The sequence below is a fragment of the Microbacterium sp. PAMC21962 genome (assembly GCF_019443465.1).
In the GTDB taxonomy this organism is placed as follows: domain Bacteria; phylum Actinomycetota; class Actinomycetes; order Actinomycetales; family Microbacteriaceae; genus Microbacterium; species Microbacterium hominis.
In genome coordinates this window covers 1,596,451-1,619,791 of record NZ_CP080381.1, presented here as the reverse complement: position 1 = coordinate 1,619,791, position 23,341 = coordinate 1,596,451, and the positions used below count along the sequence as shown (strand labels likewise).

The 23,341-nt window shown below is 72.4% G+C and carries 22 protein-coding genes; 15 read left to right on the top strand and 7 right to left on the bottom strand.

All coding sequences use genetic code 11. From position 1 onward, the window contains the following. Nucleotides 1-28 precede the first annotated feature (28 nt). Nucleotides 29-412 carry a 50S ribosomal protein L7/L12 gene (gene rplL, locus KY498_RS07830; protein ID WP_060959205.1) on the top strand — a complete coding sequence of 128 codons (384 nt, stop codon included), beginning with the start codon at nt 29-31 and terminating at the stop codon, nt 410-412. Nucleotides 413-486: 74 nt separating this feature from the next. Here the strand turns inward: rplL and KY498_RS07825 are convergent, their stop codons facing one another. Then, complete coding sequence (locus KY498_RS07825; RefSeq protein WP_101305757.1) at nt 487-1,506, bottom strand: LacI family DNA-binding transcriptional regulator; 1,020 nt, start codon at nt 1,504-1,506, stop codon at nt 487-489. Nucleotides 1,507-1,731: 225 nt separating this feature from the next. Here KY498_RS07825 and KY498_RS07820 point away from each other — a divergent pair, with 225 nt between their 5' ends. The 5 genes from KY498_RS07820 (at nt 1,732) to KY498_RS07800 (ending at nt 10,133) form a co-directional block, all read left to right on the top strand. Next, nucleotides 1,732-3,066 carry an ABC transporter substrate-binding protein gene (locus tag KY498_RS07820; RefSeq protein WP_060959203.1) on the top strand — a complete coding sequence of 445 codons (1,335 nt, stop codon included), beginning with the start codon at nt 1,732-1,734 and terminating at the stop codon, nt 3,064-3,066. 117 nt (nt 3,067-3,183) lie between these two features. Continuing rightward, on the top strand, nt 3,184-4,530 hold the full coding sequence (locus tag KY498_RS07815) for a carbohydrate ABC transporter permease (RefSeq protein ID WP_101305759.1): 1,347 nt from the start codon (nt 3,184-3,186) through the stop codon (nt 4,528-4,530). Continuing rightward, complete coding sequence (locus KY498_RS07810; protein ID WP_060959201.1) at nt 4,527-5,504, top strand: carbohydrate ABC transporter permease; 978 nt, start codon at nt 4,527-4,529, stop codon at nt 5,502-5,504. Before KY498_RS07815 ends, KY498_RS07810 begins: the two co-directional genes overlap by 4 nt. Before the next feature lie 78 nt (nt 5,505-5,582). Continuing rightward, entirely contained in the window at nt 5,583-8,450 is a 2,868-nt protein-coding gene (locus tag KY498_RS07805; RefSeq protein ID WP_191008004.1) for an HAD-IC family P-type ATPase, read from the top strand. Between the two features lie 12 nt (nt 8,451-8,462). After that, nucleotides 8,463-10,133, top strand: coding sequence for an amidohydrolase (locus KY498_RS07800; RefSeq protein ID WP_219879602.1), 1,671 nt, complete (start codon nt 8,463-8,465; stop codon nt 10,131-10,133). Between the two features lie 4 nt (nt 10,134-10,137). Here KY498_RS07800 and KY498_RS07795 read toward each other — a convergent pair whose 3' ends face one another. Next, a complete protein-coding gene (locus KY498_RS07795; protein WP_191008006.1) occupies nt 10,138-10,812 on the bottom strand; it encodes a DUF305 domain-containing protein in 675 nt (224 codons plus the stop codon). Then, nucleotides 10,809-11,525 carry a DUF3105 domain-containing protein gene (locus KY498_RS07790; RefSeq protein WP_191008007.1) on the bottom strand — a complete coding sequence of 239 codons (717 nt, stop codon included), beginning with the start codon at nt 11,523-11,525 and terminating at the stop codon, nt 10,809-10,811. The genes KY498_RS07795 and KY498_RS07790 overlap by 4 nt, the downstream gene beginning before the upstream one ends. Before the next feature lie 250 nt (nt 11,526-11,775). Here KY498_RS07790 and KY498_RS07785 point away from each other — a divergent pair, with 250 nt between their 5' ends. From KY498_RS07785 to KY498_RS07755, 7 genes are all read left to right on the top strand, one after another. Further along, nucleotides 11,776-13,107: a multidrug effflux MFS transporter gene (locus KY498_RS07785; RefSeq protein ID WP_258186446.1), complete on the top strand. Its 1,332-nt coding sequence runs from the start codon at nt 11,776-11,778 to the stop codon at nt 13,105-13,107. A 26-nt stretch (nt 13,108-13,133) separates the two neighbouring features. Further along, nucleotides 13,134-13,778 (top strand): phosphatase PAP2 family protein, encoded by a 645-nt coding sequence (locus tag KY498_RS07780; protein ID WP_191008008.1) that lies wholly within the window; start codon nt 13,134-13,136, stop codon nt 13,776-13,778. Nucleotides 13,779-13,783: 5 nt separating this feature from the next. Next, the gene (locus tag KY498_RS07775; RefSeq protein ID WP_191008009.1) at nt 13,784-15,664 is read left to right on the top strand and encodes a helicase HerA-like domain-containing protein; all 1,881 of its coding nucleotides are present in this window, start codon (nt 13,784-13,786) and stop codon (nt 15,662-15,664) included. A 112-nt stretch (nt 15,665-15,776) separates the two neighbouring features. Further along, nucleotides 15,777-17,318 carry an SDR family oxidoreductase gene (locus KY498_RS07770; RefSeq protein ID WP_191008010.1) on the top strand — a complete coding sequence of 514 codons (1,542 nt, stop codon included), beginning with the start codon at nt 15,777-15,779 and terminating at the stop codon, nt 17,316-17,318. Nucleotides 17,319-17,327: 9 nt separating this feature from the next. Further along, complete coding sequence (locus KY498_RS07765) at nt 17,328-17,939, top strand: GNAT family N-acetyltransferase (RefSeq protein WP_191008011.1); 612 nt, start codon at nt 17,328-17,330, stop codon at nt 17,937-17,939. Nucleotides 17,940-17,997: 58 nt separating this feature from the next. After that, the gene (locus KY498_RS07760; protein WP_191008012.1) at nt 17,998-18,468 is read left to right on the top strand and encodes a molybdenum cofactor biosynthesis protein B; all 471 of its coding nucleotides are present in this window, start codon (nt 17,998-18,000) and stop codon (nt 18,466-18,468) included. Further along, nucleotides 18,465-18,893, top strand: a complete 429-nt coding sequence (locus KY498_RS07755) for a molybdenum cofactor biosynthesis protein MoaE (RefSeq protein ID WP_191009634.1) — start codon at nt 18,465-18,467, stop codon at nt 18,891-18,893. Before KY498_RS07760 ends, KY498_RS07755 begins: the two co-directional genes overlap by 4 nt. Nucleotides 18,894-18,927: 34 nt before the next feature. Here KY498_RS07755 and KY498_RS07750 read toward each other — a convergent pair whose 3' ends face one another. The 4 genes from KY498_RS07750 to KY498_RS07735 are packed head-to-tail and all read right to left on the bottom strand — an operon-like array spanning nt 18,928 to nt 21,999. Further along, nucleotides 18,928-19,161, bottom strand: coding sequence for a MoaD/ThiS family protein (locus tag KY498_RS07750; RefSeq protein WP_061782581.1), 234 nt, complete (start codon nt 19,159-19,161; stop codon nt 18,928-18,930). Then, on the bottom strand, nt 19,161-19,631 hold the full coding sequence (gene moaC, locus KY498_RS07745) for a cyclic pyranopterin monophosphate synthase MoaC (protein WP_060959193.1): 471 nt from the start codon (nt 19,629-19,631) through the stop codon (nt 19,161-19,163). Before moaC ends, KY498_RS07750 begins: the two co-directional genes overlap by 1 nt. Beyond that, nucleotides 19,628-20,908, bottom strand: a complete 1,281-nt coding sequence (glp, locus tag KY498_RS07740) for a gephyrin-like molybdotransferase Glp (RefSeq protein WP_191008013.1) — start codon at nt 20,906-20,908, stop codon at nt 19,628-19,630. The genes moaC and glp overlap by 4 nt, the downstream gene beginning before the upstream one ends. Continuing rightward, nucleotides 20,905-21,999, bottom strand: coding sequence for a ThiF family adenylyltransferase (locus tag KY498_RS07735; protein ID WP_223848847.1), 1,095 nt, complete (start codon nt 21,997-21,999; stop codon nt 20,905-20,907). Before KY498_RS07735 ends, glp begins: the two co-directional genes overlap by 4 nt. Nucleotides 22,000-22,120: 121 nt before the next feature. On the opposite strand from KY498_RS07735, the gene KY498_RS07730 reads away from it, so the two are divergent. Together KY498_RS07730 and modA are read left to right on the top strand one after the other, a co-directional pair. Continuing rightward, nucleotides 22,121-22,516 (top strand): molybdopterin-binding protein, encoded by a 396-nt coding sequence (locus tag KY498_RS07730; RefSeq protein WP_061782578.1) that lies wholly within the window; start codon nt 22,121-22,123, stop codon nt 22,514-22,516. Next, nucleotides 22,516-23,325, top strand: a complete 810-nt coding sequence (gene modA / locus KY498_RS07725; RefSeq protein WP_191008015.1) for a molybdate ABC transporter substrate-binding protein — start codon at nt 22,516-22,518, stop codon at nt 23,323-23,325. The genes KY498_RS07730 and modA overlap by 1 nt, the downstream gene beginning before the upstream one ends. Nucleotides 23,326-23,341 lie beyond the last annotated feature (16 nt).

Here is a 23,341-nt window from a genome sequence, read left to right as displayed (position 1 = left end):
TACACCCCACCCATCTAGGAGATACATCATGGCGAAGCTCACCACTGAGGAGCTGCTCGAGCAGTTTGCCGGCCTGACCCTCGTCGAGCTCAGCGAGTTCGTGAAGGCGTTCGAGGAGAAGTTCGACGTCACCGCTGCCGCCCCCGTCGCCGTTGCCGGCGCCGCGGGTGCCGCGGGTGGCGCCGAAGAGGTCGAGGAGAAGGACTCCTTCGACGTCATCCTCGAGGCCGCCGGCGACAAGAAGATCCAGGTCATCAAGACGGTCCGCGAGCTCACCTCGCTCGGCCTCGGCGAGGCCAAGGCCGTCGTCGACGGTGCCCCCAAGGCCGTGCTCGAGGGCGCGAACAAGGAGACCGCCGAGAAGGCGAAGGCTGCCCTCGAGGAGGCCGGCGCTTCGGTGACCATCAAGTAATCAGCTCTTCTCGAAGAACTGCAGCGAAGACCCCCGGGCTCGGCCCGGGGGTCTTCCGCGTCCGTGCGGCGCGCTCAGACGCGCTCGACGCCGTCGCTGATCGGGGCCGTGGAGCTGCGCACGACGAGCCGGGCGGGAAGACGCAGCTCGGTGCGCGCGCGGCCCGGCTCGGCGATCTCGGACAGCAGCACGCCCACGGCGGCCCGGCCCTGTTCCCGCGGCACCTGCTGGAGCGTGGTGAGGGCGAACATGTCGGCGAACTCGTGGTCGTCGATCCCCACGACGCTCAGCGCCGACGGCACCTGGATGCCGAGGCGACGGGCCGCGATGATCGCGCCGATCGCCACCTCGTCGCAGACGCCCACGATGGCGGTCGGGCGGCGGCGCGTGTCGCTGAGCAGATCGGCGGAGGCGGCGTAGCCGTCGGGCAGCGTCACCTCGGAGTGCGCGTGCCGGGCGAACTGCGACAGGCCCGCCTCGCGCATCGCGTGGCGGTAGCCGGCGAGCCGCTCCTGGTCGACGTGCGCCCAGTGGCTCTCGGGAGCGCCGCCCACGAACGCGATGTCGCGATGGCCGAGGGCGATGAGGTGCTCGGTGGCCCGCCGCGCCGCATCCGCGTCGTCCACCGCGACGACGCTGGTCAGCTCGCTCGAGCCGACGACGCTGACGATCGGGCGGTCGATGCGCGTCAGACGCTCGAGCTCGTGGTCCACCGGTTCCAGGCCCACCGCGATCAGGCCGTCGAACCTCTTGCGCGCCAGGAAGTCGTCGAAGATCCGGGCGCGCCCGTCGGTGCCGGGCTTCGCGTCGTACAGGGTGAGGTCGAGGCCGCGTTCCAGCAGCGCCTGCTGGATGCCCTCGAGCACCTCGGCGAAGAACCAGCGGTTGACGTAGGGCATGACGACGCCGACGTTCTGCGTGCGGCCCGTCGCGAGTCCGACGGCCCCGGCGGACGGGACGTAGCCCAGCTCGGCGGCCGCCGCGCGCACCCGCGACTTCGTGCTCTCGGATACGTAGCCGGCGCCGCTCAGGGCACGACTGGCGGTGGCCTTCGAGACGCCCGCGTGGGCGGCGACCTCCGCTATGCCCGCCATCGGCGCTCCTCCTCGAGCTGATCGATCGTCTTTCTCACGGTTCAGTATGGAACCGGTTGCTCTCATCTTCGTGGCGGCGCGTTCCGCGCGATAGTTGTCGTTATCGGGTTGTGACAATCGCTGCCTTGTGTCGTGGGAGCGTGTCCAATAGCTTTGCCTGGAATCGGTTCCGGGAAGGAACCGTGTGCACAGGAATCATCCGAGCACTCAATGAGGAGGAATCACATGGGGATGTCACGGCGGCGCTGGATTGCGCCTCTTGCCGTCATGGGCGTGGCGGCATTCGCTCTCGCCGGCTGCGCCGAAGGCGGCAGCAGCGGCGGCAGCACAGGGGGATCGGCAGCGGCCGGGGGCACCGTGCGGATCGCGGGCGGTATCACCGGTTCTGAGGCCGACGCCCTGCAGAAGGTCTTCGACGACTGGAGCAAGACCAGCGGGGTCACCGTGGAGTACACGGGCGACAAGAGCTTCGAGGCCAACATCGTCACGAAGGTGACCGGTGGCGATGCTCCCGACATCGCGATCGTGCCGCAGCCGGGTCTGCTGAAGACCCTCGTCGGCACGGGCGACGTGAAGGCGGCACCGAAGGCCGTCGAAGACAACGTCGACGCCAACTGGTCGCCCGACTGGAAGAAGTACGGCACGATCGACGGCACGTTCTACTCGGCGCCGATGCTCGCCAACATCAAGGGCTACGTCTGGTACTCGCCGGCGAAGTTCAAGGAGTGGGGCGTCGAGATCCCGAAGACGTGGGACGAGCTGCTCACGCTGACCAAGACGATCCAGGAGAAGACCGGGGCGGCGCCCTGGTGCGCCGGCTTCGAGTCCGGCGGCGCGTCGGGCTGGCCCGGCACCGACTGGGTCGAGGACCTCGTGCTGCGCCAGTCGGGTCCCGACGTGTACGACCAGTGGGTCGACGGCACCGTGAAGTTCACGGACAAGCCGATCTCCGACGCGTTCACTGCGGTCGGCGACATCCTGCTGAACCCGTCGTACGTCAACGCCGGCTACGGCGACGTCAAGAGCATCAACAGCACCGCGTTCGGTGACGTCGCGGCGAAGGTGGCGGACGGCTCCTGCCCGATGACCCACCAGGCGTCGTTCCTCACGGCCAACTTCCTGACCGTGAAGACGGCATCGGGTGAGACCCCGAAGGTCGCGCCCGACGGTGACGTCTACGCCTTCGTGCTCCCCGGCTACAAGGAGGGCTCGGCCACGATCGAGGTCGGTGGCGAGTTCGTCGCCGGCTTCTCCGACAGCGAGGCCACGCAGAAGGTGCTCGAGTTCATGTCCAGCCCCGAGTTCGCCGACGCCCGCGTCAGCGAGGGCGGCGCCATCTCGGCCAACCTCAAGGCGGACCCGAGCAAGGCCTCGAGCGAGTTCCTCACCGAGGCGATGAAGCTGCTGCAGGACCCGAACACCACGGTCCGCTTCGACGCGTCGGACCTCATGCCCGCCACGGTCGGCTCCGGCTCGTTCTGGAAGGGCATGGTCGACTGGATCGACGGCAAGGACCAGGCCACGGTCCTCAGCGACATCCAGGCCGGCTACAACAACTAGTCACACCCACCGCGTGACACCGCGGGCGGGATGCCGAGGCCTCGGCATCCCGCCCGCGGTGCCCGCCCTCGTCGTCACCCACGTCCCGCGTCCGCCGAAGCACACGGAGGCTCATCGATGTCCGCAACAACCACCGCGCCCGCGCGATCCCAGACGGATGCCCCGAAGCCTCCGCCGGGCCGGCGCCGCGCCTTCTCTCCCCGCGTCACCGCGGGTATCGCGACCGGCGCGCTCGTCGTCGTCCTCGCGCTCGTCGTCCTGCTGCTGCTGAGCGCACCCGTCGAGGATCCCGCCAAGATCGTCATCCCGGGCGTCTCGCTCACCGCGTTCTTCCAGTGGCTCGGCGTCATGGGGCCGATCGTCCAGATCCCGATCATCCTGATCGTCTTCGGTGCGGTCGTCGGCGTGCTCCTGCTGCTGATCGAGTACGCGCCGCGCCCCGGTCGCCTCTACTTCTGGATCCGCCTCGTCGCGTGCTTCGCCATCCCGGTGATCGCGCTGATGCTGCTGCGGCCCTACGCGAACGCGTTCATCTACGTGCTCGGCATCGCCCTGGTCTCCGGCGGCGCGCTGTTCCTGCTGGACTACCGTGCGCGCAAGGGCGCCGGCTACCTCTTCCAGCTCGTGCTGTTCGCCGCTCCCGCGGCGGTGCTGCTGCTGATCGGTCTGATCTACCCGTTCATCGCCACGTTCGTGCAGTCGTTCTACGACAAGACGGGCGCCGAGTTCGTGGGCTTCGAGAACTACGTGTGGGTGTTCACGCAGCCGGAAGGCACGTGGTCGGTGATCAACACCGTCATCTGGGTGCTGATCTGCCCCACCATCGCAACGATCGTCGGGCTCGCCTACGCGGTGTTCATCGACCGTGCCGCGGGGGAGCGGTTCCTGAAGGTGCTGATCTTCATGCCGTTCGCCATCTCGTTCGTGGGCGCCGGCATCATCTGGAAGTTCATGTACGACTACCGGCAGGGCGATCAGCTGGGTCTGCTCAACGCGATCATCACGGCTTTCGGGGGCGACCCCGTCGCCTGGCTGAGCGTGACGCCCCTGATCAACAGCCTGCTGCTGATGGTGGTGTTCATCTGGAGCCAGACGGGCCTCGCCATGGTCATCCTCTCGGCGGCCATCAAGGCGGTCCCGCCGGAGCAGATGGAGGCCGCCGAGCTCGACGGCGCGAACGCCTGGGACAGGTTCCGCAACGTCACGGTGCCCGGCATCCGCTCGTCGATCGTCGTCGTGGTGACCACCGTGGCCATCGCGGCGCTGAAGATCTACGACATCGTCGCGGTCATGACCGGCGGTCGCGCCAACACCTCGGTGCTCGCCTTCGAGATGGTCAACCAGCAGCAGCGCTTCCAGAGCTACGGCCACGCGGCGGCGCTGGCGGTCGTGCTGTTCATCTTCGTCACGCCGCTGATCGTCTTCAACATCATCCAGATCCGCAAGCAGAGGGAGATCCGATGAGCACCGGCGTCGACGTCATCGAGCCCGTCACCGACACCCGTTCGGCACGGCAGGTCTCCCGCGACACGCGCAAGCACGAGGCGATGGCGCGCAAGCGCCTGTCGTCGAAGGGCGCGACGATCGCGGCACTCATCATCGCGATCTTCTGGACCATCCCCACGTTCGGCCTGTTCGTCACGTCGTTCCGCCCCGGATCGGACGTGCAGAGCACCGGCTGGTGGACAGTGTTCACCGACCCGTCGTTCACGCTGGAGAACTACCAGAAGGCGCTGACCTCCGGCGGCACCGCCCTGACGCTGGGGGAGTCGTTCCTCAACTCGCTGGCGATCACGATCCCGGTCGTCTTCTTCGCCCTCGCGGTCGCCTCGCTGCTGGCCTACGCGTTCGCGTGGATCGACTTCAAGGGTCGCAACCTCGCCTTCATCGCGGTGTTCGCGTTGCAGATCGTGCCGCTGCAGATGGCTCTCGTGCCGCTGCTGAGCCTGTTCTCCCGCGGCATGACGATCGGCGACGTGACCGTCTTCCCGGCCCTCGACCTCCGCGGGCTCGAGCACAGCTTCGCGACGGTCTGGATCGCGCACACGATCTTCGCCCTGCCGCTGGCGGTGTTCCTGCTGCACAACTTCATCGCGGAGATCCCCAGCGAGGTCATCGAGGCGGCGCGGGTGGACGGCGCCGGACACGGGCAGATCTTCTTCCGGATGATCCTGCCGCTGGCCGCGCCCGCGCTGGCGTCCTTCGCGGTGCTCGAGTTCATCTGGGTGTGGAACGACCTGCTCGTCGCGACGATCTTCGCGCCGTCGTCGTCGCTGCCGATCACCCAGTCGTTGAACTCGCTGTCGGGCACGTGGGGCGACCAGTGGTTCCTGCAGGCCGCCGGAACGTTCATCTCGATCATCGTGCCGCTGGTCGTGTTCTTCGCCCTGCAGCGCTTCTTCGTGCGGGGGCTCCTCGCGGGGGCGACGAAGGGCTGATCGTTCGGCACCGCCCTTCGGGGGAGCGGCGCGGAACTCGTGGGCACACGAGCCGCGCCGCTCCTTTAGTGTGAAGCCATGACCAGCCCCGCGCAGGACGTCGGCGTCGAGCTCGAAGAGGTGGACCCGGCCGTCGGCCTCCGCGCCGACGAGGTCGCCGCGCGCATCGCGGACGGGCGCTCCAACGCCTATCGGGCCGAGACGAGCCGCAGCGCCGCCAGCATCGTGCGCGCGAACGTGTTCACCCTCTTCAACGGCATCGTCTTCGCGTGCTTCGGCATCCTGTTCGCCCTCGGCCGCTGGCAGGACGCCCTCTTCGGCTTCGCGGCGGTGGCCAACGCCGTCATCGGCTCGGTGCAGGAGTTCCGCGCGAAAGCCGCGCTCGACAAGCTCGCGCTGCTCAACGCCGCCGCCGCGCGCGTGCGCCGCGACGGGACCGAGCAGGAGGTGGCGCAGACGGAGGTGGTGCTGGGCGACATCCTGGTGCTGCGCGCCGGCGACCAGGTGCCGGCCGATGCCCGGATCGTGGGCTCGCGCGGCCTGCAGATCGACGAGTCGATGCTGACCGGCGAGTCGGATGCCGTGGACAAGCGCCCCGGCGACGAAGCGCTGTCCGGGTCGATCGTCGTCGGCGGCGACGGCGACGCGCAGGTCATCCGCGTCGGGGCCGACGCCTACGCGAACGCGTTCGCCGACGAGGCGAAGCGGTTCTCGCTGGTGGGCTCCGAACTGCGCGACTCGATCAACCGCGTGCTGACCTGGGTCGGGTGGGGGATCGGCCCGATCGGACTGCTCGTGCTGAACGCCCAGATGCAGGTCGCGGGCGGCTGGCGCGCCGCGTGGGAGACCGGCTCGTGGGTGCAGGCGGTGGTGAACACGATCGCCTCGCTCACCGCGATGATCCCGCTCGGGCTCGTGCTGATGACGTCGATCACCTTCGCGGTGGGCGCCGCGCGCCTGGCCGCCCGACAGGTGCTCGTCAACGAGCTGCCCGCCGTGGAGGGCCTCGCCCGGGTCGACGTCATCTGCCTGGACAAGACGGGCACGCTCACCGAGGGCGAGATCGTCTACGACGACGCGTTCCTGCTCGACGAGGTCGACGGCTGGCGCCGCACGCTGGGCTGGTACGGCGCCGCGCCCGACGCCAACGCGACCGCACGCACCCTGCGCGAGCCGTTCGCCGCCGATGCCGCCGCGCGCCCCCGCGTGGCGGCGGAGACCATCGCGTTCTCGTCGGCCCGCAAATGGAGCGCCGTCTCGTTCGACGCCGACGGCGACGCCGCCGGCACGTGGGTGCTCGGCGCGCCGGAGATGGTGTTCGGCGCGGCCGCGAGCGACGTCGCCGACCCGCTCGGCTCCGCGGTCGTCGCGCGCGCCTCCACCGGCCGCCGCACCCTCGTGCTCGCGTATGCGGCGAGCGTGCTCAGCGCCGACGACGCCGAGCACGAGCGACTGCCCGAGGGGCTCGGGCCCGTGGCGGTGCTGACTTTCCGCGAAAAGGTGCGCGCCGACGCCGCCCAGACGCTCGAGTACTTCCGCGCCCAGGGGGTCGGCATCCGCATCATCTCCGGCGACAACCCGCGCACGGTCGCGGCGATCGCGCGCGAGGTCGGCGTGGATGCCGCGGAGGGCTACGACGCCCGCGAGATCCCCGACGACGACGCCGCGCTCGCCGAGGTGCTGGAGCAGCACACCGTCTTCGGTCGGGTGAGCCCCGATCAGAAGAAGCGGATGGTCGTCGCGCTGCAGTCGAACGGGCACACCGTCGCCATGACCGGCGACGGGGTCAACGACGCGCTCGCGATCAAGACGGCCGACATCGGCATCGCGATGAACTCGGGCGCCGCGGCCACGAAGGCCGTCGCCCGCCTCGTGCTGCTCGACGGGCGCTTCTCGCACCTTCCCGACGTCGTCGCCGAGGGGCGGCAGGTGATCGCGAACATCGAGCGCGTCTCGATGCTGTTCCTCACCAAGACCACGTACGCGACCCTGCTGGCGCTGCTCTTCGGGCTCCTGCTGCTCGAGTTCCCCTTCCTGCCGCGGCAGTTGTCCATCACCGACGGGCTGACGATCGGCATCCCCGCCTTCTTCCTCGCCCTGATGCCGAACGCGCAGCGCTACATCCCCGGGTTCCTGCGTCGCTCGCTGAGCTTCGCGATCCCGACCGGGGTCATCGTGGCGCTGACCCTCACCGCGTACACGCTCGTCGTCCGCGGCGCGGGCATCGAGGTCGACGAGCTGCGCACGGGCGCCACCATCATCCTCGCCGTCGTCGGCATCTGGATCCTCGCCGTGCTCAGCCGCCCGCTCAACCGCTACAAGGGCGCCGTCGTCGGGGGGATGTTCGTCGCCCTCGTCGTCATCTTCTCCGTCGCGCTGTCGCGGTCGTTCTTCCTGCTGGTCGATCCCGGCCAGGTCACCGCGGTCGTGGTGACCGGCGCGTGCGTGGCCGCGATCGTGCTGATCGAGGTCGTGCGCGCGATCCAGCGCCGCTACGTCGCGCGCGCCCTCGCCGATGCGGCTCCGGCGCATGCCGTCTCGCACACGCGGGAGGTCTCGCGTCCGGTGCCGGTCACGATCGCCGTCGCGCTGGTCTACCTCGGTGGTCTGGCCAGCGCCATGTTCGGCATCCTGTTCCTGCTCAGCCGCTACGACGTGCCGGGGTCGATGGTGATGAGCGTGTCGCTGATCGGTGTCGGGATCGTGCTGTTCGGCCTGCTGTCCGTGGCCGCCGCGTCGGGGCTGGCCCGGGGCAGCGGGCTGTCGCGGCTGTTCGTGAGCGTGCTCGCCCTGGCGCTGATCGCGCTGCAGGCGTGGAGCCTCGCGGTCGACCACGACTGGGACGGGTGGTCGCTCGCCCAGATCGCCGTCCACGCGCTCGTGCTCGCCGCGCTGTGGGCGCCGCCCGCGCACCGCTTCTTCCGGCCCGTGCTCCACGCGAGCTGAGAGAGGATCGACATGAGCGAGCTCATCGTGACCGGCGGAGCGGTGTTCGACGGCGTGGAGCGCATCGACGCGGAGGCCGTGGGCGTGCGCGACGGCCTCATCGTCGCCGTCGGCGCGCGCGACGAGGTGCGCCGCGGGCTGCCGCACGCCGACGAGCTGGATGCCGCGGGCGGTCTCATCGCGCCCTCCTTCGCCGATGCGCACGTGCACCTCGGCCTCGTCGCCCTGGAGGGCCTCGACTGCACCCTCGACGACACCGGCTCGGAGCGGGGATGCCTCGAGCGCATCCGCGCGCACGCCGAGGCGCTCGCCGACCCGCAGGCATGGGTGCGCGGAGGCGGCTGGCGCGCCGAGTGGTTCGCCGGCGGCACGCCCTCGCGCGCGGCGCTGGACGCCGTCGTGCCCGACCGTCCGGTGCTGCTGCTCGACAGCGACCGGCACGGCGCGTGGGCCAACTCGCGCGCCCTCGCCCTCGCCGGGATCGACCGGACCACGCCCGACCCGCCCGACGGGCGCATCGTGCGCGATGCCGACGGCGAGCCGCAGGGCACCCTGAGAGAGGGCGCCGTCGACCTGGTCGGCCGCATCGCCCCGCAGCCGGGCCCCGACGCGCTCGCCCCCGGCATCCGGACGGCCGCCGACCATCTGCTCTCCCTCGGCGTGACGGGCTGGCAGGAGGCGGCGCTCGCCTCGTTCGGCAGCATCCCGGACTTCACCGACGCGTACCTCCTCGCGCGCGCCGCGGGGATGCGCGGGCGCCCCACCGGTGCGGTCTGGGTGCCGCGGGACCTGACGGTCGACGCCGTCGCGGAGTTCGTCGCCGGCCTGCGGGAGCGCGCCGATCGAGCGGATGCCACGGGTTTCCCCACCCGCACGGCCAAGCTCATGCTCGACGGCATCGTCGAGTCGAAGACGGCCGCACTTCGCGGGGGCTACCCGGACGGATCGCGCGGGCTCAGCTACTTCCCCGACGAGGTCGTCCACGCCGTCGTCGCGCAGGTGAACGCGGCCGGCATCCCGGTGCACGTGCACGCCATCGGCGACGCCGCGGTCGCCCAGGCGCTGGACGCCTTCGCCGCGGCGGGGCCCGCACCCCACGGCGTGCGCAACCACATCGCGCACGTGCAGGTCGTCGATCCCGCCGACGTCCCGCGGTTCGCCGCGACCGGGACGACCGTCAACGCGCAGGCGCTCTGGGCGTGCCGCAGCGAGGTGATGCGCACCGTCACCGCTCCGCTGCTCGGTCCGCAGCGCAGCGCGTGGCAGTTCCCGTTCGGGTCGCTGTGGCGCTCGGGCGCGGCGCTGGCGATGGGATCGGACTGGCCCGTGTCGGCGCCCGATCCGTGGGCCGCGATCGGCGTCGCCGTCACGCGGAGGGAGGCGGACCATCCCGACGTCGACCCGCTGGGCGCCGACGAGTCCCTGCCGCTGGCGGTGGCCCTCGCGGCGTACACGAGCGGCTCGCACGCGCTCATCGGCGACGGGGCGGCGGGCCGGATCCGCGTCGGCGCCGCCGCCGATCTGGCGATCGCCGACCGTGACCCGTTCGCCGGCGCCGACGACGAGATCGCCCGTACCCGCAACGCTTGGACGATCGCGGCCGGGCACGTCATCGACGCGCGGCGGCACTCCGGCGCCGCCTCCGCCGACGTCTCGGCGCAGGCCTGTCCCGCCTGCGCCTGAGGTCTCAGCCGGTGCAGCCCAGGCCGGCGCGCAGCGAGGTCATCAGGTCGATCTCGGCGGACTGGGTGTCGATCACGCCCTGGGCCACCGTGAGCGCACGCGGCTCGTGTCCGAGCTGCAGCAGCGCCTGAGCCATGGGCAATGCGCCCTGGTGGTGCCGGATCATCAGTCCCAGAAACGTGCAGTCCGCCGCGGTGCCCGTCTGCGCGCGCAGCGCGGCGAGCTCGTCCGTACTGGCCATACCCATCTGCGTCATCAGCTCGGCCTCGGACGGGCGGGCCGCACCCGTGCCGGCGTGCTGGTGCGAGGTGTCCGCGGCATCCATCCAGCCCATCAGCGGGCCGCCCGCCTGCGGCAGCCCCCACTTCACGAGCCAGTCGTAGAACTCGCCCTTCTGCGCCGACTGCGTCGTGGCGATGTCGTAGGCGAGCACGCGCACGTCGTCGTTGCGGGTCGTGCGGTAGATGTCCATCGCCATCTCGACGGCCTGACCGTGGTGCACCTGCATGTCGCGGGCGAACCCCGCCTCGGGTGAGTCGGATGCGGGGGCCGCCGCGGCCGCCGCGGCGCCGAACGTGGAGAATCGTCCGATCGCGAAGGCGAGGCCCGCGATCGCGAGGGCGACGATGAGCACCGCCCACCAGGGCGGCAGGGCGCGCGTCGAGGCGGGGGCGGTCACGACCGCTTTCCGGGACCGTCGATCGCGCCGGTGCACGCGGCGCCGGGCTCGGGCACGTTCTGGTTGCGCCAGTACTCCTCGAAGAAGGTCGGGATGCGGCTGTCGGTCGCGCTGTCGAGCTTCAGCTGCGCGTTCCAGGCGCTGAGCACGATGGGGGTCGGCAGCCCCTCGTACGGCGAGAGGATGACGTACGTCGACGGCAGCTGGGCCTTGAGCGCGTCGAGGTCGGCGCCGCTGACCTGGGTGGCGTCGTAGGTGACCCAGACCGCGCCGTGCTCGAGCGAGTGCACCGCGTTCTCGTTGGTCTGCGGCTGGTCGTAGATGCCGCAGTTGAGCCAGTACTGGTTGTGGGGGCCGCCGGCGGGCGGGTTCTGGGGATAGTCGACGGTGCCCGCGACGTGCTGCGTCTCGTTGGTGAAGGTCTCGACGCCCTCGATCGTCGCGCCCGTCCCACCGGCCTGGTAGGTCGCGGCGCGCGGGGCGAAGACGATCGAGGCCGCGATCACCGCGACGACCGCGACGGCGGCGACGCTGCCGATGACCCACCAGGTGAGGCGGCTGCGCCGGCGTCGCGCGAGCTGTCGCTGATACTCGGCCAGCTTCTCCTGCTTCTGCTGCTCACGCTGTTGCTTGACGGTGAGCTCGATCTTGGCCTGCGTCGCGGGGTTGCCGCTGGCGCGCTTGCCGCGGGGGGTGGAGGGCGTCGGGGTCATGGAGAGGTCCTCGGCTCGGGGGCGGGCGGGGCCGGTCCGGGAGGGAGCGACCTTTCGATCGTATGCGCACGCATGACTCCGAGTCTGGGGAAAAGGTTAGGATCGGAACCGGCTCGAATCGTTTCGAGTCCTCATCGCCGATGTCGTCCCGCCTCGCTCGGCGCCGCGACACCTCCTCGGCCGCCGCGGCGGGCCTCGCCCGCCCCCGCCCGCCCCCGCCCCGCCCTTCGCCCCCACCCGTCTGGAAACCGTGCGCGACAACCCCGCCTCCCGCCCCGCCTCCACCGCCGCCGATCGCACCGCCACCGGTGCGATCCGCACGTTGGGCCCGCATCCCGCGACGGCGCCCGTCGTTCTGCACCCGGGAGATGCGATCTCCACGCCGCGACGCGTGGTCTACATCATCCTGCTCGGCGCTCTCACGGCCCTCGGGCCGTTCACGATCGACCTGTACCTGCCGGCCTTCCCGACGCTGCAGGCCGACTTCCGCACCTCCGCGGCCGCGATCCAGCTGACCCTGACCGGCACCATGGTGGGCTTCGCGCTGGGCCAGCTGATCGTCGGGCCGCTCAGCGACAAGGTCGGGCGCCGCCTGCCCCTGCTCGCCGTCACGGCGCTGCACGTCGTGGCGAGCGTCGCGGCCGCGCTGGCCCCCGACCTGACGCTGCTCGCGATCGCCCGGGTGTTCATGGGCGTCGGCGCCGCGGCGGGCGGCGTCGTGGCGATGGCGATCGTGCGGGACCTGTTCGGCGGGCGCCGGCTGGTCGTCATGCTGAGCCGGCTCGCCCTCGTCTCCGGCGCGGCGCCCGTCGTCGCGCCGCTGATCGGATCGGCGCTGCTCACGGTCATGCCCTGGCGCGGCATCTTCGTGGTGCTCGCCGTGTACGGCGCCGTCATGCTCGTGGCGGCGATCGCGCTCGTGCCGGAGACCCTGCCCGCGGCACGACGCCGCGAGCGCGGAGCGACCACGGTGCTGCAGCGCTACCGAGCCGTGTTCAGCGACCGGGTGTTCGTGGGCGTGCTGATCATCGGCGGCATGTCGTTCAGCGGTCTGTTCTCCTACCTCTCCTCCTCGTCGTTCCTCTTCCAGGAGACCTACGGCTTCGACGCCCAGCAGTACGGCCTGCTGTTCGCGGCCAACTCCCTCGGTCTGGTCATCGGCGTCCAGGTGGCTGCACGGCTGGCGGCGCGCTTCGGACCGCAATGGGTGCTCGCCGTCTCGACCGGCGTGCTGGTGCTCGCGGCCGTGGCGATCATCGTCCTCGACCAGCTCGGGCTCGGACTCTGGGGCACGATGGTGCCGCTGTTCGTCTTCATGACGGCGTGCGGGTTCACCTTCCCCTGCGTCCAGGTGCTCGCACTCGACCGGCACGGCAAGGCGGCCGGCACCGCGGCATCCATCCTCGGAGCGACCAACTTCGGCGTCGCGGGGCTCATCTCGCCGATCGTCGGCTGGGTGGCCAAGGATGCCGGGATCACCGCGACCACCATGGCCTCGGTGATGGTCGGCTGCGCGCTCATCGGCTGCACCGCGCTGTGGGCGATCGTGCGGCCGTGGACGGTCGCGCGCCTCACGCCGTAGCGGATGCCGTCGGGCACAATGGGGCGATGAGAGCACCGACCGACGACGACCTCACCACCGTCGCCCTGCAGCGCCTCGTCGCGGGGGTGCTGCTGATCGCCGCCACGGTGTGGCTCGGCATCCAGGTGGTCGTCGAGGCCGACGTCAACGTGGACGAGTGGTGGAACGTGTTCGTCGATCGCTTCGCCTTCCTCGATCCGGCGGCCCTGGCGATGAACTTCCTCGGCGGGGGCTGGTTCGCGACCTTCGTCGTGCCGCTCGGCGGCGTCGCCCTCCTGCTGGTGCTGCGCCGCCCGCGCGGCGCGCTGTTCGTCGTCGTCGCCTCGGTCGGCAGCGTCGCCCTCGTCCAGCTGCTGAAGGCGCTGTTCGGACGCGCCCGTCCCGAGGACATGATCGTGTTCTCCGACCACGGCTCGTTCCCCTCCGGCCACACCGGCAACGCGGCCTCGGTCGCCACGATCGCCGTCATCCTCTTCCCCCGGGTCGCCGTCGCCGTCGTCGGCGGCGCGTGGGTGTTCGCGATGGCGTTCAGCCGCACCCAGGTGCACGCGCACTGGCTGAGCGACACCGTCGGCGGCGCCCTCGTCGGCGTCGGCGCCACCCTCGTCGTCGCGGCCGCCTTCACGCGCGTGCTGGACCGTGAGAGCGAGCGGGTCCGCTCGCTAGGCTGAGCGCCATGAGTGCTGTCGACGATGCCGAGCTCGCCCGTCTGCAGGCCGAAGCGGAGGCCGCAGAGGCCGCGTTGAAGCTCGCCCAGGCCAAGGCGGCGCTCGCCGCCGCACAGGCCGCCCGTGCGTCCGCACCGGCAGCAGCAGAGGAGATTTCCGCCCCGGAGGATGCTGCGGGCACATCCGCTCCTCCCGAGGTGATATCTCCTCCCGAAGCGCACGCGGCGCAGGCGGCGCAGGCGCCGTCGGAGGTGGATGCCGCGGCATCCGGCCCCCTCGACGCCGACCAGGTCGCCGCCATCGCGAAGGGGTACACGTTCGAGGGGCTCACGCTCGACCTCGGCGCGCTGATGAACACCGAGCCGGTGCCCGCGGCGCAGATCCGGATCCCGCTCGCGATGATGAACCGCCACGGCCTGGTCGCCGGTGCCACCGGCACGGGCAAGACGCGCACCCTCCAGGGGCTCGCCGAGCAGCTCGCCGCGAAGGGCGTGCCCGTCTTCGCGGCCGACATGAAGGGCGACCTGTCCGGTGTCGCGACCCCGGGCGAGCCCAGCGACAAGCTGCGTGCCCGGACGGCGGCGATCGGGCAGGAGTGGGCGCCCGCGGCATCCGTGACCGAGTACTTCGCCCTCGGCGGCGTGGGCATGGGCGTGCCGGTGCGCGCCACCGTCTCCGGGTTCGGCCCGCTGCTGCTGAGCAAGGTGCTCGGCCTGAACGAGACTCAGGAGTCGAGCCTCGGCCTCGTCTTCCACTACGCCGACGCCAACGGACTCGCCCTCGTCGACCTGTCCGATCTGCGGGCGGTGCTCACGTGGCTCACGAGCGACGAGGGCAAGGTCGAGCTGAAGGAGCTGGGCGGCCTGTCGGCGGCGACGGCGGGCGTGATCCTCCGCAAGCTCATCACCTTCGCCGACGACGGCGCGGACGTCTTCTTCGGCGAGCCGGAGTTCGACGTCCGCGATTTCCTGCGTACGGCGCCCGACGGTCGCGGCGTGATCTCGCTGCTGGAGGTGCCGGGCGTCGCCGACAAGCCCGCGCTGTTCTCGACGTTCCTCATGTACCTGTTGGCGGAGCTGTTCGAGATCCTCCCCGAGGTGGGAGATCTCGACAAGCCGAAGCTCGTGTTCTTCTTCGACGAGGCGCACCTGCTCTTCCGCGACGCGTCGAAGGCGTTCCTCGCGGCCATCACGCAGACGGTGCGGCTCATCCGCTCCAAGGGCGTCGGCGTGTTCTTCGTCACCCAGACGCCCAAGGACGTGCCGTCGGACGTGCTCGGCCAGCTCGGCTCCCGCGTGCAGCATGCGCTGCGCGCCTTCACGCCCGACGATGCGAAGGCGCTGCGGGCCACGGTCGGCACCTACCCGAAGAGCGGGTACGACCTCGAGCGCGTGCTGCAGGAGCTCGGCACGGGCGAGGCGATCGTGACCGTCATGAGCGAGAAGGGGGCACCGACCCCCGTCGCCTGGACACGGCTGCGCGCGCCGCAGGGGCTCATGTCGCCCACGCCCGTCCCCGACATCGAGCGGGCGGTGCACGCGTCGCCCCTGCTCGCGCAGTACGGGACGCCCATCGACCGGGAGTCCGCACGCGAGATCCTGACCGCGAAGATGAACGCGGCCGCGGAGGCGGATGCCGCCGCAGAGAGAGCCGCCGCGGAGGCCGCCGCGCAGGCCGCCCAGGCCAAGGCGGATGCCGCCGCCGCGCGCGAGCGGCAGAAGGAGTACGACCGCATCCTGCGCTCCACCGGCGGCACGGGCGCCTCGCGCACGTCGCGCACCTCGCGGGCCGCGCAGAAGTCCCCGCTGGAACAGGTCTTGAACGCGAAGTCCACCCAGACCATCCTGACCTCGGTCATCCGCGGCATCTTCGGCACCGGCCGCCGCTAGCCCTTCGCGAGCCGCTACCCGCCGGCCGAGCCGCTACCCGCCGGCCCGCCCGCGCGGTAGCGGCTCGGCCGCGTCATGGCGGCTCGGGGGAAGGCGGGCTAGCGTGGCGGGCATGAGCGAACTGTCCACGCCCACCGGCCGCGAAGAAGCCCTGCGGGCCGTGCCGCGCGCCGACGGCAGCGCGCCGCGCGCCCTCGTGCTCGGCGCCACCGGCTACATCGGCGGCCGGCTCGTGCCGCGGCTGATCGCGGCCGGGTACCGCGTGCGGGTCCTCGCGCGCGATCCCGCCCGCCTCGCGGCGTTCGACTGGGGGGACGAGGTCGAGGTCGTCGCCGGTGCGGCGGTCGATCGCCCCGCGCTCGCCCGGGCCTGCGACGACGTCGACGTGCTCTTCTACCTCATCCACTCGATGTCGGCGGGCGCGGGGTTCGAGGAGGCCGACCTCGCCGCCGCCCGGGCCGTCGCCACCGCGGCGGCCGCGGCATCCGTGGGCCGGATCGTCTACCTGGGCGGCCTGCACCCCGACGGGGTGCCTCTGAGCCCGCACCTGCGCTCGCGGGTCGAGGTGGGCGACGTGTTCCTGCGCAGCGGAGTGCCGACGCTCGTGCTGCAGGCGGGGGTCGTCATCGGCTCGGGGTCCGCGTCGTTCGAGATGATCCGCCACCTCACCGAGGTGCTGCCCTACATGCCCGCGCCGAAGTGGGTGCGCAACTTCATCCAGCCGATCGCGGTGCGCGACGTCATGTACTACCTCCTGGGCGCGGCGCGGGTCGCCCCCGAGGTCAACCGCGCTCTCGACATCGGCGGTCCCGACGTGCTGCGCTACGGGCAGATGATGAACGGCTACGCGGTCGAAGCCGGGCTCCCGCAACGCCCGATCGCCCCGCTGCCGGTGCTCACCCCGGGTCTCGCCTCGCACTGGGTCAACGTCGTCACGCCCGTGCCGCGCTCGATCGCGCGCCCGCTCATCGCCTCGCTGCAGAACGAGTGCGTCATGGACGATCACGACATCGACGCGATCATCCCGCCGCCGGAGGGCGGCCTCACCCCGTACCGCCGCGCCGTCGCGCTCGCCCTCGGTCGCGTCGCGGCCGACAGCGTCGAGACGAGCTGGCAGGATGCCGAGGTCAGCGGGGTACCGTCGGATCCGCTGCCGTCCGACCCGGAGTGGGCGGGGCGCACGGTATACACCGACGTGCGCACGGCGGCGACCACCGCGGCGCCGGAGCGGCTCTGGGACGTCATCGAGGGCATCGGCGGGGAGAACGGCTGGTACTCGGCGCCCCTGCTGTGGGCGCTGCGGGGGTGGATGGACCGCCTCGTCGGGGGCGTCGGCCTCGTCCGGGGTCGCCGCAACCGTACGCGCGTCGCGGTCGGCGACGTGATCGACTTCTGGCGGGTCGAGAAGGTGGAGCCCGGGCGGCTGCTGCGCCTGCGTGCCGAGATGAAGGTGCCCGGGCTGGCCTGGCTCGACCTCGGCTGCGAGCCGGGCGCGGACGGCGGCGCGGTGTACCGTCAGCGCGCGGTCTTCTTCCCGTCGGGGCTGTCGGGGCGGCTGTACTGGCTGGCCGTGCTGCCGTTCCACGGGTTCATCTTCCGCGGGATGGCCAACCGGATCACCGCGGCCGCCGAGGCCGCGCAGCCGGCGGCATAGAATCGCGGGATGCCGCACCTGCGACCGTTCCGCGCCGGCGACGAGGCCGCGCTCGCCGAGGTCTGCCTGCGGACCGCGGATGCCGGCGCGGACGGCACCGGCATCCTGGACGACGACGACATCTGGGGCGCCGTCTTCGTGCTGCCGTACGCGGCTCGCCATCCCGACCTCGCCTTCGTCGTGGAGACCGACGACGGCCGCGTGGCCGGCTACATCGTCGGCACCGATGACACCGACGCCTTCGAGGAATGGTTCCGCTCCGACTGGTGGCCGCGGATCGGCTCGCGCTGGCCGCGGCGCGCCGCGGGTGGCGAGGAGGGGGAGGGCACCCGGCAGGATGCCGTCCTGGCGTATGCCGACAGCCGACGCCCCGGCGCGGAACCGTACGCCGCCACCCATCCGGCGCACCTGCACATCGACCTCCTGCCCGAGCTGCAGGGGCAGGGATGGGGACGGCGGCTCATCGCCGCGCTCGTCGACGCGCTGCGCGCCCGCGGCGCCGCGGGCCTGCACCTCGTCGCCGCGGGCGGCAACGCCGGCGCGATCGCGTTCTACGAGCGCATCGGCTTCTCGCGTCTGGACGGCCCGACCGACGTCGCCGCGTTCGGCCTCGTGCTGTGACATCGGCTCGTCCGCCCGCGCGCCGCGGGAGGGCGGGGCGTAGGCTGGCGGCGTGTCGATGCCTGCCGCTGTGATCACCGTGTCCGACCGGAGCGCGGCGGGGGCGCGCGACGACGTGAGCGGCCCGGTCGCCGTGCGCGTGCTGCGCGAGGCGGGCTTCGCGTGCGCCGACGCGCGCGTGGTGGCCGACGGCGCCGACAGCGTCGAGGCCGCGCTGCGGGAGGCGATCGCCGCCGGCGCCCGCCTCGTCGTCACGACCGGCGGCACCGGCGTGGCGCGGCGCGACCGGACCCCCGAGGGCACGGCTCGCGTGATCGATCGGGAGCTCCCCGGCATCGCCGAAGAGCTGCGCCGCCGGTCGGTCGCCGAGAAGCCCGCGGGGATGCTGTCGCGCGGGCTCGCCGGCGTCGCCGGCACCGCCCTCATCGTCAATCTGCCCGGCTCTCCCGCCGCCGTGGCATCCGGGATGCCGGTGATCCTCTCGATCGCGGACCACGTCCGCCACCAGCTCGACGGAGGCGACCACTGATGGCCGTGCGCATCGCCCGCATCACCGACGAACCGCTCGATCTCGCCGTCCACATCGCCGCGGTCGAGGATGCCGCCGCCGGCGCCGTGGCCAGCTTCATCGGCACGGTGCGCGACCACGACCCCGACGCGCACGGGGCGGTCGTCGCGCTCGAATACTCGGCCCATCCCGACGCCGAGGCGACGCTGCACGACATCGCGGTCACCGCGGTCGGCGACCGCCGCGCGATCGTGGCGGTGAGCCACCGCATCGGACGGCTCGAGGTCGGCGACATCGCGGTCGCGATCGCCGTGGCCACACCGCACCGCGCGGAGGCGTTCGAGGTGTGTCGGGAGATCATCGAGGCGATCAAGCGCGAGCTGCCGGTGTGGAAGCGTCAGCTGGCCGAGGACGGGTCGGCGGCGTGGAAGGGGCTCGGCGGCTGAACGCGGCGGTGCCCCGGGGTTCCGCGACCCGCGCTCAGCCTCCGGCGAAGGGCGGGAGCACGTCGATCAGGGTGTCGTCGCCGAGCGCGGCGTCGCCGTCGGTGCGCCGCCCGTCGACGAGCACGGCGCAGCGCGGCAGGATGCGTCCGAGGCCGGGGTACTCCGCCGCCCACGCGGAGCGCAGGGCCTCGAGGTCGTGCTCGCCGCGGACCTCCTCGTCGCGCCCCGCGAACTCGGCGGCGGCGGCGAAGTAACGCACCCTCGCCATCAGGCCTCCCGCGTCCAGTCGCCCGACTTGCCGCCGGTCTTCGCGATCAGACGCACGTTCTCGATGGCGGTCGCCTTGTCCATGCCCTTGACCATGTCGACGATCGCGAGGGCGGCGACGGCGACGGCCGTCAGCGCCTCCATCTCGACGCCGGTGCGGTCGGCCGTCCGCACGGTCGCGGTGACCTCGACGCCCTCGTCCGTGACGATCGCATCGACGACGGCGCCGTGCACGCCGATGACGTGGGCGAGCGGCAGCAGCTCGGGCGTGCGCTTGGCCGCCTGGATGCCGGCGATGCGCGCGACGGCCAGCACGTCGCCCTTGGGGACGGAGCCGTCGCGGAGGGCGGCGACGACCGGCGCGGCGCAGCGGACGAATCCGCGGGCGGTCGCGGCACGCACCGTCGGCTGCTTCTCGGTCACATCGACCATTCGCGCGTGACCGGCGGCATCCAGATGGGTGAAGCTCATGCGTCCCATCCTTCCAGCAGCATGACGGCGACCGGGTCGCCGGTGCGCACCTCGACGACCTCGGCGGGAACGACCGCGAGGGCGCGGGCGCGGCCGAGTCCGCCGGCGAGATGCGACCCGGAGCCGCCCGCCGTCGCCGGGCGGACGGTCCACGAGCCGTCACGGTCGGTGTCGACGACCGCGGGCAGGTAGTGCCGGCGTCCCTCCGGCGTGCGCCAGGGGGCTCCGGCGGGCAGCTGCAGGATCGGCCGGTGGATCGCGCGGCGACCCTGCAGCGCCAGCAGCGCCGGCCGGACGAAGACCTCGAACGACACCGCCGCGCTGACGGGGTTACCCGGCAACCCGAACAGCAGGGCCGCACCGGCCGGTGTCGGCAGCGTGCCGAAGCCCTGGGGCTTGCCGGGCTGCATGGCGATGCGGCTGAACGTCATCGCGCCGGACAGCTCGGCGCGCACGACCTCGAACGCGCCGGCACTGACGCCGCCCGAGAAGACGACGGCGTCGACGGAGGCCGCACGCGCCGCCGACACCGCGTCGCGCAGCGCGGCGCCCTCGTCGTCGACGCTGAGGCGCGCGACGACCTCCGCGCCGGCCGCGGCGGCGAGGCCCGCGAGCAGGACGCCGTTGGACTCGGGGATCTGGCCGCGGCGCAGGGGCGTCCCGGCGGGGGCCAGCTCGCTGCCGGTGGACACGATCGCGACGCGGGGGCGCGCCGACACGAACGCCTCCGTCACCCCGGCCGCGGTCGCGGCGGCGATCTGCAACGGCCCGAGGACGGTGCCCTCCTCGAGGAGGATGTCGCCGGCGTGCACGTCGTCGCCGGCACGGCGGACGAAGACGCCCGGGCGGGCGGGTGCGCGCAGCACCCGGGCGGTGTGCAGCGAGTCCGCCAGGCCGCCGGCGGTGTCCTCGAAGGGGACGATGGCGTCGGCATCCGCCGGCACGGGGGAGCCGGTCATGATGCGCGCGGCCTCGCCCGCACCCAGACGGGGGTCGTCGCTGGTGCCGGCCGGCAGATCGGCGACGACGCGGAGCACGGCGGGGGCGTCGCCGGTCGCGGCGGCGACGTCGGCGAAACGCACCGCGAAGCCGTCCATCGCCGAGTTGTCGAAGACGGGGATGTCGAGGGCTGCCCGCAGCGGCGCGCGCAGCGTGCGGCCCGCCGCCTCCTCCAGCGCCACGGTGGCCGCCGCGAGCGGCCGCACCGCGGCGAGCACATCGCCGAGCTGCTCCTCGACGGTCCGCAGCGCCGGCGGCGTCGTGTCGGCGGCGCTCATGCCTGCTGCCAGGCGGCGAGACCACCGACGAGGATGTCGGCCTCGACCCCGCGGGCGCGGAGGACCTCGGCGGCGTGGCGGGCGCGCACGCCGTGGGCGCAGATGACCACGACACGATCGTCCTCGACGCGGTCCGGGTCATCGAGCAGGTCACCGAGGGGAATCAGGACCGACCCCGCCACGATGCCGCCCTGGGTCTCCCACGGCTCCCGCACGTCGAGGAGGGTGGCCCCGGCATCCTGTGCGGAGAGCATCTCGGATGCCGTCAGCTCACGGATCCCGTCCGTCGCGGGCGCCGGCGGCACGGGCGCGGAGGTGCGCTCCGCCGCCGCGTGCAGGGCGACCTCGGTCTGGGTGGCGCGAAGGGCGTCGATGACGAGCACGCGACCCAGCAGCGGCTCGCCGACGCCCACGACGAGCTTGATCGCCTCGGTCGCGAGGATGCCGCCGACCTGCAGGCACAGCGCGCCCAGCACGCCCACCTCGGCGCAGGTGGGCGGCTCGCCCGCGGCGTCGGCGGGGTGCAGGTCCGACAGGCGGACGGCCTCCGTCCCGGCGGGCGGTGCGCTCCAGAAGACGGTCACCTGGGCGTGGAACTCCTGCACCACGCCCCAGACGAGCGGGATGCCGCGAGCCTCGCAGGCCGCCGCGACCGCGGTGCGCGTGGCGAACGTGTCGCTGCCGTCCACGACGAGGTCGACGTCGGCGAGCAGGCGCTCGGCGTTGTCGGCGGTCAGGCGCTCCCGCACCGCCGTGACGACGGTCTCGGGCGAGAGGTCCCCGGCCACCCGCACGGCCGAGTCGGTCTTGGGGGCGCCGATGTCGGCGTGGCGGTGCAGGAGCTGTCGCTGCAGGTTGGTCTGATCCACGTCGTCGTCGTCGATCACGGTGAGACCGCCGACCCCGGCTGCCGCGAGGGCCATGATCACGGGGGAGCCGAGTCCGCCCGCGCCGACGACGGCGATGCGCGCGGCGGCGAGGCGGCGCTGACCGAGATCGCCGATGCCGGTGAGGACGAGGTGGCGCTGCGTGCGCGCGCGCTCGGCCGCGGTCAGCGCGGGGACAGGGTCGACGAGGGGAGCGAGGGGCACGGTGTCAGCGTAAACCGCGGCATCGACGGCGGGGCCGGTACGGGTGTCACGGACCCAGCGATTTCCGCGGATGCGGGGAGCACATGTCACTTTCTCCGCAGATGAGCGATATCGTCGCCGTATGCGCTCGTATCGCATCACCGAAGCCGCCCGTCTGCTGGGCGTGAGCGATGACACCGTGCGTCGCTGGATCGACCACGGCGTCCTGCCGACGACGGGCGAGTCGCCCGCGCGCGTGCCGGGCGACGCGCTCGCCGCGCGGGCCGTGGAGACCGCCCGCGCCGCCGCGGATCCCGGCGACGCGCTCTCGAGCGCGCGCAACCGCTTCGTGGGCCTGGTCACCCGGGTGCAGATGGACGGGGTCATGGCGCAGGTCGACATCCAGTCCGGGCCGCACCGCGTCGTGTCGCTCATGTCGGCCGAGGCCGTGCGCGACCTGGGCCTCGAAGCCGGTGCGCTCGCCGTCGCGATCGTCAAAGCCACGAACGTCATCGTCGAAACCCCCCAGGAGCACTGATGCGCACGCGACGCGGTCCCGCCCTCGCCCTCCTCGCCGCGGCGGCCCTCGCGCTGGCCGGATGCGGCGCCGGCGGTGCGGCCACGGATGCTGCGCCGGCGGCGACCGCCCCGGCATCCGCGTCGGCCGACGCGCTGTCGGGCGAGCTCACGGTCTTCGCGGCCGCGTCGCTGAAGGCCGCGTTCACCCAGCTCGCCGAGGCGTTCGAAGCCGCCCATCCCGGCGTGAGCATCCGGCCGATCAGCTACGACGGATCGTCCACTCTCGCCACCCAGCTCGTCGAGGGGGCGGCGGCCGACGTCTTCGCCTCGGCCGATCAGAAGAACATGCAGAAGGTCGTCGACGCCGGGCTCGCGGCGGCGCCGCAGCCGTTCGCGACGAACGTGCTGACGCTGGTCGTGCCGAAGGGCAACCCGGGCGGCGTGACGGGGCTTGCCGATCTCGCGACGCCCGACCTGTCGGTCGTGCTGTGCGCCGCCGAGGTGCCGTGCGGCGCCGCATCCGCCACTCTGCTGGCCGACGCGGGCGTCACCGCGTCCGTCGACAGCTACGAGCAGAACGTCACGGCGGTGCTGACCAAGGTCGCCAGCGGCGAGGCCGATGCCGGTCTCGTCTACGTCACCGACGCGAAGACCACGACCGACGTCCAGACCGTGACGACCGCGGGGGCCGACGCCGTCGTCAACACGTATCCGATCGTCGCCCTCGACGGCGCCGCGAACCCGGCGGCGGCCGAGGCGTTCGTCGCCTTCGTGCTGTCCGACGACGGCCGCGCGGTGCTCGCCGGGCTCGGCTTCGGGCAGCCGTGATGATCGCCGGACGGCC